At 35.7% G+C, this 16,279-nt stretch carries 17 protein-coding genes; 5 read left to right on the forward strand and 12 right to left on the reverse strand.

The genetic code is table 11. The features are described from left to right. Positions 1–54: 54 nt before the first annotated feature. On the reverse strand, positions 55–822 hold the full coding sequence (locus QZN45_RS05810) for a nitroreductase family protein (protein ID WP_296811816.1): 768 nt from the start codon (positions 820–822) through the stop codon (positions 55–57). A gap of 255 nt (positions 823–1,077) precedes the next feature. On the opposite strand from QZN45_RS05810, the gene QZN45_RS05815 reads away from it, so the two are divergent. Then, complete coding sequence (locus QZN45_RS05815; protein WP_296801418.1) at positions 1,078–2,436, forward strand: MFS transporter; 1,359 nt, start codon at positions 1,078–1,080, stop codon at positions 2,434–2,436. A 126-nt stretch (positions 2,437–2,562) separates the two neighbouring features. On the opposite strand, the gene QZN45_RS05820 is transcribed toward QZN45_RS05815, so the two are convergent. Next, positions 2,563–3,786, reverse strand: a complete 1,224-nt coding sequence (locus QZN45_RS05820; protein WP_296811819.1) for a nucleotide sugar dehydrogenase — start codon at positions 3,784–3,786, stop codon at positions 2,563–2,565. Positions 3,787–4,036: 250 nt separating this feature from the next. On the opposite strand from QZN45_RS05820, the gene QZN45_RS05825 reads away from it, so the two are divergent. Together QZN45_RS05825 and QZN45_RS05830 are read left to right on the forward strand one after the other, a co-directional pair. After that, positions 4,037–4,966, forward strand: coding sequence for a glycosyltransferase family 2 protein (locus tag QZN45_RS05825; protein WP_292608455.1), 930 nt, complete (start codon positions 4,037–4,039; stop codon positions 4,964–4,966). 7 nt (positions 4,967–4,973) lie between these two features. Further along, a complete protein-coding gene (locus QZN45_RS05830) occupies positions 4,974–5,363 on the forward strand; it encodes a GtrA family protein (RefSeq protein WP_292608452.1) in 390 nt (129 codons plus the stop codon). Positions 5,364–5,384: 21 nt separating this feature from the next. Here QZN45_RS05830 and QZN45_RS05835 read toward each other — a convergent pair whose 3' ends face one another. The 5 genes from QZN45_RS05835 to QZN45_RS05855 are packed head-to-tail and all read right to left on the reverse strand — an operon-like array spanning position 5,385 to position 10,619. Next, the gene (locus tag QZN45_RS05835; protein ID WP_292608449.1) at positions 5,385–6,806 is read right to left on the reverse strand and encodes a hypothetical protein; all 1,422 of its coding nucleotides are present in this window, start codon (positions 6,804–6,806) and stop codon (positions 5,385–5,387) included. Positions 6,807–6,846: 40 nt separating this feature from the next. Further along, positions 6,847–7,626, reverse strand: a complete 780-nt coding sequence (locus QZN45_RS05840) for a polysaccharide deacetylase family protein (RefSeq protein WP_292882218.1) — start codon at positions 7,624–7,626, stop codon at positions 6,847–6,849. 38 nt (positions 7,627–7,664) lie between these two features. Continuing rightward, positions 7,665–8,684: an NOG1 family protein gene (locus QZN45_RS05845; protein WP_292882254.1), complete on the reverse strand. Its 1,020-nt coding sequence runs from the start codon at positions 8,682–8,684 to the stop codon at positions 7,665–7,667. 7 nt (positions 8,685–8,691) lie between these two features. Then, positions 8,692–9,249, reverse strand: a complete 558-nt coding sequence (locus QZN45_RS05850) for a TIGR00296 family protein (protein ID WP_292882221.1) — start codon at positions 9,247–9,249, stop codon at positions 8,692–8,694. Continuing rightward, positions 9,249–10,619 carry a TldD/PmbA family protein gene (locus QZN45_RS05855; protein ID WP_296811824.1) on the reverse strand — a complete coding sequence of 457 codons (1,371 nt, stop codon included), beginning with the start codon at positions 10,617–10,619 and terminating at the stop codon, positions 9,249–9,251. The genes QZN45_RS05850 and QZN45_RS05855 overlap by 1 nt, the downstream gene beginning before the upstream one ends. Positions 10,620–10,732: 113 nt before the next feature. On the opposite strand from QZN45_RS05855, the gene QZN45_RS05860 reads away from it, so the two are divergent. Next, positions 10,733–11,941 carry a GMC family oxidoreductase N-terminal domain-containing protein gene (locus QZN45_RS05860; protein ID WP_296811827.1) on the forward strand — a complete coding sequence of 403 codons (1,209 nt, stop codon included), beginning with the start codon at positions 10,733–10,735 and terminating at the stop codon, positions 11,939–11,941. A gap of 4 nt (positions 11,942–11,945) precedes the next feature. On the opposite strand, the gene pyrI is transcribed toward QZN45_RS05860, so the two are convergent. From pyrI to hisA, 5 genes are read right to left on the reverse strand one after another with little or no spacing between them, the layout of a single operon-like run. Next, the gene (gene pyrI, locus QZN45_RS05865; protein WP_292608433.1) at positions 11,946–12,425 is read right to left on the reverse strand and encodes an aspartate carbamoyltransferase regulatory subunit; all 480 of its coding nucleotides are present in this window, start codon (positions 12,423–12,425) and stop codon (positions 11,946–11,948) included. Between the two features lie 6 nt (positions 12,426–12,431). Beyond that, entirely contained in the window at positions 12,432–12,926 is a 495-nt protein-coding gene (locus tag QZN45_RS05870) for a flavodoxin (protein ID WP_292608429.1), read from the reverse strand. A gap of 19 nt (positions 12,927–12,945) precedes the next feature. Beyond that, positions 12,946–13,968: an N-acetyl-gamma-glutamyl-phosphate reductase gene (argC, locus tag QZN45_RS05875; protein ID WP_292608426.1), complete on the reverse strand. Its 1,023-nt coding sequence runs from the start codon at positions 13,966–13,968 to the stop codon at positions 12,946–12,948. An 11-nt stretch (positions 13,969–13,979) separates the two neighbouring features. Next, entirely contained in the window at positions 13,980–14,444 is a 465-nt protein-coding gene (locus QZN45_RS05880) for an FAD synthase (RefSeq protein ID WP_292608465.1), read from the reverse strand. Continuing rightward, a complete protein-coding gene (hisA, locus tag QZN45_RS05885; protein ID WP_296811833.1) occupies positions 14,441–15,184 on the reverse strand; it encodes a 1-(5-phosphoribosyl)-5-[(5-phosphoribosylamino)methylideneamino]imidazole-4-carboxamide isomerase in 744 nt (247 codons plus the stop codon). The genes QZN45_RS05880 and hisA overlap by 4 nt, the downstream gene beginning before the upstream one ends. Positions 15,185–15,266: 82 nt before the next feature. Between hisA and QZN45_RS05890 the strand changes: the two genes are divergently transcribed. Then, positions 15,267–16,217, forward strand: a complete 951-nt coding sequence (locus QZN45_RS05890; protein WP_292608420.1) for an AraC family transcriptional regulator — start codon at positions 15,267–15,269, stop codon at positions 16,215–16,217. Positions 16,218–16,279: the final 62 nt, after the last annotated feature.

Here is a 16,279-nt window from a genome sequence, read left to right on the forward strand (position 1 = left end):
TTTTCAATGCTTTACAGTATTCAAAATTGAATAATTCTGTAAAAAATATCTTCTTTAAAGCTTTTTCACTTTTAGTTCCTTGCGGGGAACAATTCTTTGATATTTCACATCAGGATATCCAATTACCATGCATGTAACTACATCATATCCCTTTTCCAAATCGAGCAGCTTTTTAAGGCTGCGGCTCATTTTACTGCACATTACAAAAAATCCGCTGTACAATACTCCAAGTCCTAGGCTTTCTGCCATAATTTCCATATATGAACTTGCAAGACCTCCGTCAACCGTACTTTTACTTGCAACAACTATAACTAATGGAGCACCTTTAAAGAAAAAGTCATCATCTATTTCCATTCTCTTCAAATAGCTTGCAAAAACAGACCCGAATTTTTTACCCTTTCTGAATAGGTTTAAGCATATTTCCTCTGCTTCTTTTTGCTTGGATCCCAGTATTGTATATGAAATCATCTGCTTGTTTGCTCCGGTTGGAGAATAACGTCCTGCTTCAAGAATCTTTTCTATTTTTTCATCTTCAACCAAATCCGGCTTGAATTTTCTGATTGTACGTCTGCTTTTCATTGCATTGAGCAATGTTTCAGAGTCAATTTCACTCATTAAAACAACTTCCTCATCAATGAAGTCGTAATTGGTCATGGTTATTGCCCCTTGTGGACATATTGCATAGCAGTGACCGCATTCCATGCATCCTTTCTGGCTTGTGTGAATTTCATCATTTTCTAAAAACAGGTATGAGTTAGGACAGTCATCAACACATTTCAAACAGACAATACATTTATCACAATCAACAGTAATCGGATTCATATTGTTTCACCTTATTGATGAAATATTGACATTATTAGCTTATAAATAGTAATGTAATTGATTTTTGACCTACTAAATAAATGGTACATACTTCGATGTTAAATGTTTTGAATTTTGCAAAAGCATTTGAAAAAGTAATTTTTGATATTTTTGGATAATTTCTCAGATTGAGCACATTATTGACTTTCTTTGCATTTTCCACAAACATGGCTAATGATTATTATTTAATATGGATGGAATTCAATATAATTAATTATGAATAAAATTGTTGAGGATAAATGGGTAACGATAATTGGTTGCTTGCTTTTGTTTAGCGTGCAGTTCATAGCAAATATGGTTATTGTAGCTTTGCCTTCAATGTCTTCGAATTTGCATTTGGATTTTGAAATGGAAAACGCTATCAACCTGGTTTTTTTAATTACTTCAGTTTCACTGATGGTTCCTTTAGGAACCTATGTTTCGAAATATGGGATTGGAAGATATCTGAAAATCAGCCTTTTGCTGATGATTTTTGCATTATTGCTTTCGGCTTTTGCAGCAGACATTAATATGATTATGTTTTCAAGATTTCTTCAGGGAATTGCCACTGCTGTCATCAACAGTTCCATGTATGTCATTGTTACATTGCAGCTGCCTTCCGACAGGTTGGGTTCTGCATTGGGAATAATGGGCTCCTGCGGTTATGTTGGATTATGCTTGTCGAATACAGTTTCCGGATTTATCGTTTATTATTTCGGTTGGAGGGTAATTTTCCTTGTATTGATTCCAGTTTATATTGTTACTCTATTGATATTGATTAAATTGGATAAGGAATGGTATATTGAGGGTATTGAAATTAGTGACCATGTAGGTTCGATACTCTATGTCATTTTTATGATTCTTTTCCTCTATGGTATTGCCAGACTGGACAACAATAATCTGGAAGTGATAATAGCAAGTCTGGTAATTTTTGGCATCTTTGTATATTTCGAAAGGCATATCTCCAATCCTCGTTATGACTTGAGAATTTTTAGAAATCTAAAATATTTGATTGGAAATTATTCCGCTTTTGTTATGTATGCCATGGCATTTATCGCATCATATATTCTTAATTTCTATTTGCAGTATGTTTTGGGATATGATAGTCGATGGACAGGATTATTTTTACTTTCAACACCTGTTGCAGTTGTATTTGTCTCCAGTTTTGCCGGAAAATTAGCGGATAGGGTTGATGAGAGGATTATATCTTCCATTGCATTAGTCTTCATTTTAATTGATGTTCTATTATTGTTTTTCATGGATGTGGTGCCGCTTTATATGCTTTTGGTTGCATGTATCCTTCAGGGAATTGGGCATGGTCTTTTTTCCTCGCCAAACAATCGTTTTGTATTGACTCAGGTCAGTGAAAAGGATTTGAGTAATGCATCTGCGGTGCTTTCAACAAGCAAGGATGTTGGAAAAAGCATTAGCTTGGCTATGTTTACTGTAATAAGTGGTTTTTTCATGGGATCTGCCAACACTTACGATGGCAATGTTTCTGCATTCCTACTGCCTTCTAAAATTACATTGGCAATATCATTGCTGCTTGGAATATCTGCTTTGATTTTATTGATTTTAAACAGACTTAAAGATTAGGCTATGGTTTAATTAAACATTAAAAAATTAAAAAAGATTATTTGAGTCTAATTGATTTGGTGAAATAATTTTTAAAAAATAAAGAAAATAAAGTGTTTAATGATTTTAAACACTTGTTAAAGTACATCAGTCTCTTCTGAAGAGATCTCTTGTATATACCTTGTCTGCAACATCGCCAAGAATGTCTGAATCAAAACGGTTTGCAAGAATGACATCACTTTCACTCTTGAAACGGTCAATATCATTTACCACTTCGGATTTGAAGAAATCGCTTCCATTCTCTAATGTTGGTTCATAGATGATTATTGGAATTCCTTCTGCCTTTATACGTTTCATGACGCCCTGTATGGCTGATGCACGGAAATTGTCACTGTTACTCTTCATGGTAAGTCTATAGACTCCAACTGTTTTTGGGTCTCTTGAAATGATTTGGTCAGCAATAAATTCCTTACGTACGGAATTGGAATGAACCACCGCTTCTATCATAGTCTGTGGAACGTCCTTATAATTTGCCAACAGCTGTTTTGTGTCTTTAGGCAAGCAGTATCCACCATATCCGAATGATGGGTTGTTGTAATGTCCTCCAATACGAGGATCCATACATACTCCGTCTATGATCATCTGTGTGTCAAGGCCTTTGGTTTGAGCATAGGTGTCAAGTTCATTGAAGTAGCTTACCCTTACAGCAAGATATGTGTTTGCAAAAAGCTTGATTGCTTCAGCTTCTGTTAGATGTGCCAAAAGCACAGGAATGTCCTGTTCGATGGAATCTGACCTTTTTTCCTCTTCTCTTGCACCTTCCAGAAGAAGGTCTGCAAACATCTGTCCTTCCTCTTCCTGGTCATCGTCGCATCCAACAACTATGCGGCTTGGATGGAGATTGTCATAAAGTGCTTTTGACTCACGAAGGAATTCCGGGCTGAATATGATGTTTTTGATTCCATACTTTTCACGCACGGATGATGTATATCCCACAGGTATTGTTGATTTGATAACCATAAGAACGTCAGGATTGACCTTAAGTGTCCATTCTATAGCATCCTCAACTGCGGAGGTGTCAAAGAAATGGTTGACGTCATCGTAATTTGTTGGTGTGGCTATAATGACAAGTTCAGCGCTTTTGTATGCTGCTTCCTTGTCGGTAGTTGTGTGAAGGTTCAGTTCTCTTTCGCCATCACGGACTTCTTTAAAAAATCTTTCGATTTCATCATCTTGTATGGGGCTAATGAACTGATTTAATTTCTTTGCTTTTGATTCTGTTGTTGTAATTGCAGTAACTTCATGTTTTTGAGCTAATAAAACAGCAAGAGAAAGACCTACATATCCTACTCCTGCAACGGTAATTTTCATTTTAATTTGTCTCCTATCTTATCTTTTTTTATAGTGTTATCTTATTTCATTAAAATAATCATATATATATTACATTTTTTTATTTAAATAATTTTGTGTAAATCAAGGGGTTTATACTTCTTTTAAGGATTGATTTTTCAAAATCCGTTAATTTTGAGGGTATATGAATTGTTTGGATAACTTTTTTTTAAAAGCCATATTTTTTTCAAATTTGGAAATTATTTATAATATTTCAAATAAAATATATATTATGAATTTATTGAGTATTGTTGTGCCATGTTTTAACGAAGATGAAAGTGTTGGAATTTTCCTAGAGGAAATTCAAAAAACATTAAAAGAATATAATTTTGAAGTCATTTATGTGAATGATGGATCCAGTGACAATACTCTAAAATATATTAAAGAACTGGCCAGTAAAAATTCAAATGTTAAGTATATATCTTTTTCCAGAAATTTTGGTAAGGAATCTGCAATTTTTGCCGGTTTAAAATATGCTTCCGGAGATTACATATGCCTTATGGATGCTGACTTGCAGCATCCGCCAAAACTGATTCCTGAAATGTTGGAAGCAGTATTGGACGAGGGTTATGATGTTGCCGCAGCAAGAAGAGTTTCAAGAAAAGGCGAACCGAAAATCAAATCATTTTTCTCCCATCGGTTTTATAAGGTATTCAATAGAATTTCCGACATTGACATGGTGGAAGGAGCTACCGATTATCGTATCATGACTCGGCAGGTTGTTGATTCTGTATTGAATCTGCCGGAATATAACCGTTTTTCAAAAGGTTTGTTTCAATGGGTTGGATTTGATACAAAATGGATTGAATATGAAAATATTGAGAGGATTGCCGGTGAAAGCACATGGTCATTTTGGGGATTAATCAAATATTCCATTGAAGGCCTTGTTGCATTTACAACACTGCCATTATCTGTTTCAACATTTTTGGGTATGGTATTTTCGGTTATTGCATTTATTTATATGCTATTTATTATAATTAGATATTTGATTTACTCTGAAGCTGTTCCAGGTTATCCTACACTCATATGTTCCCTTCTGCTTTTGGGCGGTATACAATTGCTTTCGATTGGAGTTTTAGGTAAATATTTGGAAAAAACTTATTTTGAAGCTAAAAACAGGCCAATTTTTATTGTTAAAGAGTCAAACATTGATGAGGAGTAAGAGTAATATGATGATGATAAAATTTGATAGGGAACTTGTTTTATATGTTGTTTTTGGAGCATTCACATTTTTCGTTAATATTGCAGTATATTTCCTCTTTGAAGATGTTTTAGGAGTTAATTACCTTATTTCAAATATTATTGCATGGTTTTTTTCAGTGCTTTTTGCATATATCACAAACAGGATTTGGGTATTTGAAAGCAAAAGTCCTGATATCCTGAAGGAGATGGCTCTGTTTTTTGGAGGAAGAATATTCTCCGGTGTTGTTGATACTGCACTCATGTATCTTTTTATAGATGTTATGATGATTGGAGATACAATATCCAAAATTGTAGTTCAGATTATTGTAATTGTCTTGAATTACATATTTTCAAAACTGATTGTCTTTAAAGATTAAAAAAAGAAGTGCGTAATGCACTTAATGTTTAACTAAATTGAAGCTGTAATGACCGGCATCATAGACTTTCTTCAAATCATACTTTTCTTCAAATTCTTTGTTGGATTCCTTAAGCTTCCAGTTGACCAGATAAACCTTTTTGTTTGGATGATCCTTAAGAATTTTGGTGAAATTATCAGAAAATTCAACATCGCCGCTGTAGAAATATGACCCTGACAGTGTATACTGTTTGCTGGTATTATTCAAATCGTCGTGCAGAATCTTATATCCGTAATCGGTATTGTAGACAATAACACTGTTGTTATTGTTGATGCTATTCAAAAAGCTGTCTTTTTTATCATTAAACTCCAATCTTGAATCGATATCATCGTGTGTAATGGCTATACTTGCACCGGTCAGAATGACTATCAAAATCAGTGCAACCATTAAAACTTTATCATCTTTAATTTTACCTATAACGATTGAAGCTGAAAGCCAGAATATTCCAAACACAGGAACAAGATATCTCATTCTCATGGTATTTGAAAATGAGGACATTAGAGAAAGGATTCCAATTGCAATTGTTCCATACATTAAAAATACGCCTGCAGCAGAGAATCTGTCCTGATTTTTATAGATTAAAACCAAAACCAGAATTAAAAATGCAAGAGCTACCAGCTTGAAAATAACCATTTCAAATTCGAAATTTTGACCTTTGATTGCAAAAGCAGTAAGGTAATGTATTGCATTGGCCAATTCAAAGCCTTCACGAGGTTCGCCCGCCTGAGTTTGCATTTGATGAACAAGAACAATCATCCATGGGGCATATAGAATAATCAATGCCAAAACGGATTTTCCAAATTCCTTTAGCTTGTCCTTGTGTTTGGTTAGGATTTCGTACAATATGAGTAGATATATCAATCCGCATGTAATCGCAAAGAAGTATTGCGTATACACAGACAGAAGTGTGAATAAGGTTAAAAGCATCCAAGATTTCTTATCCCAGTTGGTTATGACCTCATTGTAATATATGAATGCCATCAAAAGGAAAAACAGTCCCCAAGGATACATTCTTATTGTTAAAAATTCAATAAAAAAGTCACTCATTACTCCTAAACAAAATACAAACAATCCTGCAGTCAACCAACCGTAATCTTCTCGTATTTTAGTTGCTGAAACTACCATTATAAGAATATATGGAATTATTGAAGCAACTTTTAAAACGTAAAGGTTTTGCAATCCCAGTGGTGTTAGCAAATACAATATCATATAGTACAGTGGTGGATGGACGTCATGAACTGCTACAATCATTCCCTGCATAAATGGAAGATTTACCAAACTGTAAGTCCAATATTCGTCAACATTAATGAAGGTATGTGTTAAAGGAGAAATAAACATGTAAAGCAATATCAAGATTGCTGCGCCAAAAAATACTTTGCCTATTAAATCCCTTTTTTCATACATGTGGATATGTTTGATGGGGATATTATTTAAAAATTTCACTTTATTTTGTTTTGAGGTCAACAAATTCATTGTATGTAATGAATTTATGACCTTGATTTTTGAGCATCTTTACCAAATTGTCCAGTCGTTTTGCCATATCTGACCCGCTGTGGTTTTTGATGATGAATGGCATTTTAAACTCAGGATGCTTTTTGAGCTCATAAAACTCCCATGGGTGGAAATAAGTTACAAAATAGCCGTCATGATTAAGGACTCTTCTAACCATTCTGTGATAAATCCATTCCGGTAGGTTGTGCAGGGATAGCCAGAATAGTGGAAATCGCAAGTGTGGTGTTACTGAAGCCGGAATCTGCATGACTCCGTCCTTCATAAACCATGTGCGCGGGGTTTTCAGGTTCATGTATCTGCCAGGAATAAATGCGGGGTTAAGTGATGAATTGTAGCGATATCCCACACGCTTGATTTCAGATTCCACAACGGGAAACATACGTGGTTGGCGGTAGCCTGTTACGGTAATGCCTGAAATGTTTTCAACGATTTCCTTTGAAAGGGCAAAGTCGCTTTCCTTTGGTTGCCAATGGTCAACGCCATGGCAGGCTACCTCATGGCCCTCATTCATGATGCGCTCTATTATATCTGGAGCATTCTCTGCAAAGTTTCCTGTACAAAAGAATGTTGCACGCACATCATTTGCCTTAAGTATGTCTAAAATAATGTTTGTACCTTCTATAGATACTTTCATACCTTCTTCAAGTGAATAATCCACTCCATGCTCGCGAGGACCATCAAACTCCTCAATGTCAAAGCTTAATAATATCATGTTTCCCATCTTGATTATGTGATTTTTAGGATAATTTCCTAATAGTATTCATCATCCTCTTCAACGCTTCTGTCTATTTTTTTGATTGTGCGGATGACCTTGTTGATTTCGTCTATTCCTTCACCTTCAATTGCTGAGATGAAAATGGAATTGTCAATATCGTCAATATACTCATTAAGATATTCTCTGTCCTCCACTAAATCCATTTTGTTGAACAGATAGTAAACAGGAATTTCAGAAAAAATCTTTTCGATTTGTTTTAACAGGTTATACTGATTTTCCAAGTGGAATCCGCAGGTTTCGGATGCATCAAAAATGAATAGTATTGCATCTGCCAGATGTTCTAGTGCAACGATAGCATTCATTTCAATGTCATTCATTTCCAAAACAGGTCTGTCCAATAGTCCTGGAGTGTCAATAATCTGTATGCTTCTCCAGTGCATTTCTGTGTGTCCTATTTGAATTCCTTTGGTTGTGAATGGATAGTTTGCAACCTGTGGGTCGGCACCTGTAATCTGCCTTAGGAGAGTGGATTTTCCGACATTTGGAAAACCTGCAATTACTATGGTGGTTGCATCAAAGTCAATTGTCGGCATGTTTCTCAGGTTCTGTTTTGCAAAGTCAAGGAAATCCAGATCCTTTTTGATTTTGTTGACAACTGATGATATTCTTCCGTAGGCCTGCTTTTGAATGGAAGTTGCCCTTTCGGAAGGGTTTTTTCTAATTTTTGCACCATACTCCTTTTCAAGTTGGGTTATGATTCCATAAGCCCAGTTAAGTGCACCTAAGGATTGTTTTAAATCATCAACACCAACTGTAATGTCGATATAATCCTGATAGAATGGATGCAAGTCTTCAATTTCCGGAACAGCATCAATGATTGATTTGAGTTTATCTTTAATGACTTGACATGAAGTAACAACTCTTCTCTCTTCAATCCTTTTACCTTTCAAGTGTTTAGGTATTTTCTGACTTCTGATTAAGTCAGCCTGTTTTTTACCTCTGCTGAAGCCCTTGTCCAATAATTCTTCAGGAGTAGGTATTGTTGGAATCATCATATTATCACTATTTAAAGATTTGTCCCTGGAACTTGTACACGTCACAGCTTTCATCCATCCAGCTGTCTGCGCTGATTCCTGCTTTCATACAGGTGTGTTCTAAAAAGTCTTCTTTACCTAATAGGTTTTCTACAGCAACTTGCGGAAGCAACAATCCTCTTGAATATCCTTTTTGAACAATCAGACCGTCACGGCCGATTTCGATTTCATCCAGATATTGTTTAGGGTGAGCAACTTCAATCAGTTCCGGTCTTGTTAGGACAGTAACTTCAAAGTCGAGGATTTGGAATTCGTCCTTGGTAACTGCACTGAATCTTGGGTCGTTGAATGCTGCTGCAATGGCCACTTCAATTGTTGCATTTATGGCCGGTTCTATAGGTTCGGCATATCCTATGCATCCTCTTAAATCATTATTTTTGTTCAATGTAACAAAGACTCCCAATTTTTCATCAAGTTCTTCAGGGTAGTCTTTAGGAATTTCCATTTTCTCTTTTGTTTCTATATAATGTTCAATAGCTTTTTTAGCAATGTCTACCAAATATTGTCCTGCTTCATCACTTATCATTATCCCATTCCTCCTACTAATGCATTTAAAATTCTTGTGTGTGGTCCTCCATCACCTACGGGTGCTGTCTGGCCACCTTTACCACAGAATCCAACACTCAATTTAAAATCATTTCCAATAGCATCAATATTTTTCAATGTTTCCAGAATATTTCCGGATAGTGAAACGTCTCTTACAGGTGCTGAAATTTCACCGTTCTTAATCAGATATCCTTCAGCAGCATTAAACTGGAAAATGCCTTTTGCAGTGTCCACCTGACCTCCTCTTGAACCTTTAAGATAGATTCCGTCAGGTACATCTTCAATCAATTCATCAAAGCTATTGTCTCCTGGCTGCAAGAAGGTGTTGCTCATTCTGACAATTGGCTTATCTGCAATGATTGATCTTGCATTTCCTGATGATTTCATTCCTAATTTTGAAGCTGTTTCTCTTGAATTTAGGAGGGAAATCAGTTGTCCATCCTTTACCAGTTGGTTAGGTTTGGTCTTAACTCCTTCAACATCGTATGGATAATATCCAAAGCCATCTCTTTTGCTTGCATCATCAAAGATATTGACAATGTCTGATGCGATTTTTTCACCTAATCTGCCTTTTAGGATGGAATCGTTTTGAAGAATTAAATCTCCTTCAACGGCATGGCCCAATGCTTCATGTATCAATACTCCGGTAAGCAATGGGTCAGCTATTGTGGTGAATTGTCCTGAAGGTGCAGGTTCGGCATCAAGTAATCTGACAGCCTTTTCACCAATTTTTCTTCCGAATTCTTCAATGTCTACGTCGGCTATTACTTCAAAACCTTTGACTCCGCCCAAACTGTCGTGTCCAAATTGAATTATTTCTCCATCGGTAGCGGATGCATTCAGAGCCATTCTTACTTTGCTTGTTTTTGTTTGAATCTCACTGCCTTCGCTGTTCATGAACAATTCGTTGATTTCACCATCACTGTATCCTGCAGTGGTACTGTTGACCTTGTCGATGCTTGCAGCATCGCTGGCCTCTTTTATGATTTCCTTTTTTTCTTCAATTGAAACGTCTTTGAAAGGTATTTTAACGTCCACTTCCACTTTATCTTTTATTATTTCACTTTCGCTTAATTCAACATCTCCGGTAAGTGAATTGGATAGTTGGATAGCGGTATCTGTAATTTCATTTAATTTTGATAAATCTGTAGTGTATGCAAATCCCCAAGCTCCATTTTTTAACACCCTAATTCTTGCTCCTAAACTCATTCCGGTGTTAATTTCATCCACTTTTCCATCTTTCATTAATATGGATGTGTTATCGCTCATTCCAGCTCTAACATCTATGTAATCTACTTGGGGGATTGTTTTTTCAATAATCTTTTCGAATAAATTTATATATTCTTCCATTTTATCCCTCAAATTTAGTATTCTAATATATATTTTGAATAACATATATAATAAAAGTTATTTATATAATGAGAAAAAATATATCAATTGTTATAAAAATTTTTGGTGATTGAATGGTTATCATTGTAGGAACTGGTGCAGGCGGAGGAATTCTTGCATATGAACTTGCAAAAAATGACGTGCCTGTTACAATAATAGAAAAAGGACCTTATATAAAATCAGGAGAAGCTTTCAAATATTATGATAAATACTCTGAAGACGTTGATCTGTTGACTACCACATGTATCGGTGGAGCATCAATCGTATCCATGTCCAATATGGTAAGGGCTCTTGATGAAGAGCTATTGGAATTTGATGTTGATTTGAGTGAAGCTTATGAATATGTTGAAGAGTTGGTTGGAGTCCATCAGCTCGATGATTCACATATAGGCAAGGGCAGTCAGGCATTTCTTGACGCTGGTCGCAAGTTGGGATTGAAAACAATGAAAATGCCTAAGGCAATCAGGGAAAAGGATTGCATCCAATGTGGAAAATGTGCATTCGGATGTCCTGCAGATGCAAAATGGTCCGGAAAGGACTTTGTCGATGATGCCGTTGAAGCGGGTGCTGAACTGATATGTGATGCCGAAGTTATCAAAGTCATCACCGAAGACGGTAAGGCTTGCGGAGTAACCTATATTAAAGATGATAATGAGAAATCCGTTTTTGCAGACACAGTAATTTTATCGGCTGGTGCTATCGGAACCACATTGATTTTAAGAAATTCCGGAATTGAAGATGCAGGCCGTGAAATATTCTTCGATCCGTTCGTTTCAGTTGGAGGATACCTTAAGGACATCAACTTCAACACTGAAGTTCAGATGGCAGGTTTGGTGGTTGGTGAAAACTTTGTCCTCTCTCCTCATTTTTCATCATTTATCCGTGCAAATATTCCTGACGATTCAGTAACTGATGAAGATATATTGAGTATCATGGTAAAAACTCCTGATGAGTGCAGAGGATATGTAGATGACGACGGGGATGTAGTTAAAATAAATACTATTCAGGATATAAGATACCTGGCTGAAGGTGTTGCAACAGCAGGTTTCATACTAAAAGAAGCTGGAGTGGACCCAAACACTATAGGTTCAACAGTATATAGAGGTGCCCATTCTGGAGGAACTGCTCCAATCGGAAAAATAGTAGATTCAAATCAGGAAACAGAAATCAAAGGATTGTTTGTTAGTGATGCAAGCGTATTGCCAATATCTCCTGGAAAACCGCCGATATTAACAATACTTGCACTTTCTAAAAGATTAGCAGATTATCTAATTGACAAATAGAAGATTATTCAAATTGTTTATCAATATCTTCTGTTTTTATTAATTTTTCACAATAATGGCATCTGACAACCGGAGGATACTTGTTAATCACATTGAAAACCGGTTTGATAGGTTCATTTTCATAATTTGTTATACATTTCGGATTGGTACATTCAATAATTGATGTAATTTTATCCGGAAGTATAATCTTATCTTTTTTAACAGGTTCGAAGTTTCTTATAATATTTACAGTAGCTTTTGGAGCAATCAAAGCTATTTGGTTAAGTTCTTCGTGATTCAATTCCCTATTTTCGATTTTTAAAATGTCCTTTCTGCCGATTTCACTGGATGAAACATTCATCGCTATTGTAATATTTTGTGTTTCATTGTCTGGAAGCCCCAGGATTTTGAGGATATGCAATGATTTGTTGGCAGTAATGTGATCGATTACAGTACCGTTTTCAATTGCTTCAATTTTCAATTCTTGTTTTTTGTCTTTTGTCAATTTAACCTACCTTTTATACATTTTCAAGTCTTTCATTTCAATAATCACTTCTGTATCATGGACTAATTGTTCCGGACTTTTGTTTTTAGTTGCAATGGTGAAACATTCAATAACTCTTGCTCCACGCATTGTTACCTTTTCTTTAAGCCTTTTCAAGTTTGCCTCTCCACGGTTGGCATCCATTGTTGCAAATAAAACCACATCTTTTCCCTTGAAGTTGCATCTGTCAATAAGTGTTATTATTGCAGGTGTTGGACTTCCGGACCATGTTGGGGATCCGATGTATATTGTATCATAATTTGTCAAATCCACCTTTGCAGGGAGGATGTCAGTTTTTTCTTCTCTGAATGCACTGATTGTGGAAAATAACCTATTTTTAAATCCTTCACGATTTTTTAAATCATGGATTCTAAGCAAACTTGCATTAAGATGTTTGGCTAGTGTTTTTGCAACCAAATCCGTTGTTCCTCTTTGAGAATAATAAACTATTAAAGTTGCCATTTTTAAATCTCCAAATTAATTAGGGATGAAGTCCTAAGTGGGTCAGTCCTGCCTGTTCCTTAATGCCCAATATGATGTTCATGTTTTGAATGGCCTGACCGGATGCACCTTTGACAAGGTTATCGATACAGGACAGCATTACAATTCTTCCGGTATCATCTATTTCGAATCCTCCGATATGAACAAAGTTGGATCCGCGCACTGAACTTAAGTGTGGTATTTCTCCTTCATCCATAAGCTTGATAAAGTATTCTCCTTTGTATTCTTTTTTGTATATTTCTCTTAATTCTTCTGGTGTGATATCTTTATTTTCATCATTTATGAAGCTGTGGCTTGTTGTTTGGATTCCTCTGATAACCGGAATGAGGTGTGGTGTAAATGACACTTTAACTTCATCAAATCCATGTAATTCCTGTTTGATTTCAGAAGAATGTCTGTGTGTTGTGATTTTATATGGGTTTAGGTTGTCTGCAATGTTTGGGTAGTGTGTAGTTGCAGATGCATTGACCCCCGCTCCACTGACTCCAGATTTTGAGTCTATGATTATTCTTTCGACAATTCCGTTTTTGACAAGAGGATATGATGACAGGATTGCGCCGGTTGGGAAACATCCGGGATTTGCAACAAGCTGTGATTTTTTGATTTCATCCCTATAAAGTTCTGGAAGTCCGAATGCTCCTTTGTTTTCGCTGTCGGTATGTTCCATTCCATACCATTTTTCATATACTGCTGTGTCTCTGTATCTGTAATCTCCACTTAAATCAACAACTTTGGTTCCGGTTTCAAGAAGTTCTGGGACAATTTTCATTGATGCTCCATGAGGGGTTGCGGTAAATACAACATCAGCATCCAAATCGCTTGGACTTTTGTTTGTAAATACAAGTCCTGAATCTCTTATGTGTGGATGAATCTTATGTGCTGGAGTTCCATCATATTGTCTTGATGTAATTTCTGTCACTTCAACCTCAGGATGATTTGACAACATTCTCAAAAGTTCTCCACCGGTATATCCACTTGCTCCTATTATGGCTGCTTTAAACATTTTATCATCTCCTAATCTTCACAATGGTCCATTATTTTACCTTCGAAATTGGTTTTTTGTATTTTTCTAATAATTTTACAACTGCTGTCGAGTTCGCAGTCACGGTATTTTTCAATACGGATTGCTTTGGCTTTTAAGCCTCTTTTGTCGATAGCATCTTGTAATTTGCTTATGTCATGATTTTGATCTGCTCCAACGGTGATAATATCCGGGTCAATTTCACGTACAATCTTGAAGACGTCTCCGTTTGCATCACCTAAAAAAGCGTCAGTTACAGGTTTTAACATTTTAATTAATTCTAGTCTTTGGTCTTCTCCAACAATAGGTACTCTTTTTCTTCTTTCTACAGTTGCATCACGTGCTACAACAACATAAAGCTCAGCATCTTCTCCGCCCAGTTTTTTTGACTCTTCAAGGTAAACTCCGTGACCTGGGTGGAGTATATCGAATGTTCCGGTCGCCATTATCTTCATTATATTTGCCTCTTCTGATATTTTAAAGCCTCAGTTAAATCAATTTTATCTTTATAAAGTGCAGAACCTATTACAACTCCTTCCACTCCACTTTCATTTAATTTTTTAATGTCTTCTATTGTTGTAATTCCTCCGGAATAGACAATAGGCAAGTCTACGGATTTCTTGAGTTCTTCTACTGGTTCTGTGTAAAATCCACCTAAAAGTCCTTCAACATCGACATTGGTAAAGAGAATGCTTCCAGCGCCGTGTTCCTTGAACTCTTGGGAAAGCTCAACAGGACTCTTATCAATTTTTTCCTGCCATCCCTTAATGACTACTCTGTTGTCTTTGCTGTCAAGCGAAATCATTATTCTTTCGCATCCGTATTCATCGGATAGTTGTGTAATGGTTTCGGGATTTTGAATTCCCATTGTGCCGATAATAAGTCTTTTAATGTCCAAATCCAACAATTGACGGGCATATTCAACACTTCTGATTCCGCCGCCCAATTGAATCGGAACTGAAACTTCATTCAATATCTTTTTGATAATATCAAAGCTTGCTACACCATTTATTGTTCCATCCAAATCAATAACGTGGATATTTTTGGCTCCTAAGTCTTCCCAATGTTTTGCAACAAGTTCGGGATTTTCAATTTCTACCATTTCGCTTCCAGGTTCGCCTTGGACAAGCTGCACACATTTTCCATTTTTTATGTCAACAGCCGGCATGATTAACATTTCATCTTTTTTAAATGACATTTGGATTTTCCTATTACATTTTATTATAATATAACTATATGTTTTGAAATGTTTTATAAGTATTGTTAATATAATTAGTTATATGAATGAAAATCTTTACGGATTATTTGATGATGTTTTAATATCTAACTTTTCAATCAAGGATGATGGTGAAAAAAGGATTATTGAGTTGGGTGATGATGGGGAATACGGAAAACTGGAAACATATTCTCTGTTTCCTGGAATAATTCTTTCATTCATTAACATGAACGTTGATAACATTGATAATGTTTTTGTTGAAACTAAAATCAATCCACGACTTTTGGAAATTAATCACTGTTCCAATGGCAGATATTCATATGCCGTAGATGATGATAAAATCATGTATTTTGGAAAAGGAGATTTGTGTGTCAGTATTTATGATTTGACAAAAACCACTTCTGATTTTCCATTGGGCTATTATGAAGGTTTGGAGATTTTCATCGATGTCGATGAGGCTAATGAGCATCTCAAGGACTATATTCCAGATTTTGATTTGGTCGAGTTTTACGAAAAACTGGAAGATTCCAAAGGTTACGTTCTAATCAGAGCCAATGAAAAGATTGACCATGTTATAGGTGAACTGTATAACGTTGATGAGCGAATTAAACGACCTTACTATAAACTGAAATGCATTGAGCTTTTGTTGTTTTTTTCAATTGTCAAGTTCACGGCCAGTGAAAACATACAGCTTTCAAAAAGGCAAACGGAAATAGTTGAAAATGTTAAGAATGATTTGATTGGGGATTTGGAAAGTAAAATCACCATTGACCAACTTGCTGACAGGTATGGTATCAGCAAAACAACATTAAAGAACTGTTTTAAGGAAGTCTATGGAAAACCTATTTTCAAATGGCGAAAAGAGTATAGGCTTGATTATTCTTTATCATTAATTGAAAGCGGAGATTATAATATCTCGCAGGTATCTGAAATGGTGGGTTATTCTTCACCTTCCAAATTTTCACAGGCTTTCAAGGATTATTTCGGCTATCTGCCATCAGAAGTTAAAAAATAACTTTTTGTCTTTTTGGTATATTTTTTGTCTTTTTAGTTCAAAAATATTTATATACTAATTTA

This window comes from uncultured Methanobrevibacter sp. (assembly GCF_900314695.1).
In the GTDB taxonomy this organism is placed as follows: Archaea; Methanobacteriota; Methanobacteria; order Methanobacteriales; family Methanobacteriaceae; genus Methanocatella.

What these genes read in the sequence shown, in the direction of transcription:
- QZN45_RS05810 (WP_296811816.1), bottom strand. Translation starts at nt 822, where the DNA reads ATGAATCCGATTACTGTTGATTGTGATAAATGTATTGTCTGTTTGAAA.
- QZN45_RS05815 (WP_296801418.1), top strand. Translation starts at nt 1,078, where the DNA reads ATGAATAAAATTGTTGAGGATAAATGGGTAACGATAATTGGTTGCTTG.
- QZN45_RS05820 (WP_296811819.1), bottom strand. Translation starts at nt 3,786, where the DNA reads ATGAAAATTACCGTTGCAGGAGTAGGATATGTAGGTCTTTCTCTTGCT.
- QZN45_RS05825 (WP_292608455.1), top strand. Translation starts at nt 4,037, where the DNA reads ATGAATTTATTGAGTATTGTTGTGCCATGTTTTAACGAAGATGAAAGT.
- QZN45_RS05830 (WP_292608452.1), top strand. Translation starts at nt 4,974, where the DNA reads ATGATGATGATAAAATTTGATAGGGAACTTGTTTTATATGTTGTTTTT.
- QZN45_RS05835 (WP_292608449.1), bottom strand. Translation starts at nt 6,806, where the DNA reads ATGTATGAAAAAAGGGATTTAATAGGCAAAGTATTTTTTGGCGCAGCA.
- QZN45_RS05840 (WP_292882218.1), bottom strand. Translation starts at nt 7,626, where the DNA reads ATGATATTATTAAGCTTTGACATTGAGGAGTTTGATGGTCCTCGCGAG.
- QZN45_RS05845 (WP_292882254.1), bottom strand. Translation starts at nt 8,684, where the DNA reads ATGATGATTCCAACAATACCTACTCCTGAAGAATTATTGGACAAGGGC.
- QZN45_RS05850 (WP_292882221.1), bottom strand. Translation starts at nt 9,249, where the DNA reads ATGATAAGTGATGAAGCAGGACAATATTTGGTAGACATTGCTAAAAAA.
- QZN45_RS05855 (WP_296811824.1), bottom strand. Translation starts at nt 10,619, where the DNA reads ATGGAAGAATATATAAATTTATTCGAAAAGATTATTGAAAAAACAATC.
- QZN45_RS05860 (WP_296811827.1), top strand. Translation starts at nt 10,733, where the DNA reads ATGGTTATCATTGTAGGAACTGGTGCAGGCGGAGGAATTCTTGCATAT.
- QZN45_RS05870 (WP_292608429.1), bottom strand. Translation starts at nt 12,926, where the DNA reads ATGGCAACTTTAATAGTTTATTATTCTCAAAGAGGAACAACGGATTTG.
- argC (WP_292608426.1), bottom strand. Translation starts at nt 13,968, where the DNA reads ATGTTTAAAGCAGCCATAATAGGAGCAAGTGGATATACCGGTGGAGAA.
- hisA (WP_296811833.1), bottom strand. Translation starts at nt 15,184, where the DNA reads ATGTCATTTAAAAAAGATGAAATGTTAATCATGCCGGCTGTTGACATA.
- QZN45_RS05890 (WP_292608420.1), top strand. Translation starts at nt 15,267, where the DNA reads ATGAATGAAAATCTTTACGGATTATTTGATGATGTTTTAATATCTAAC.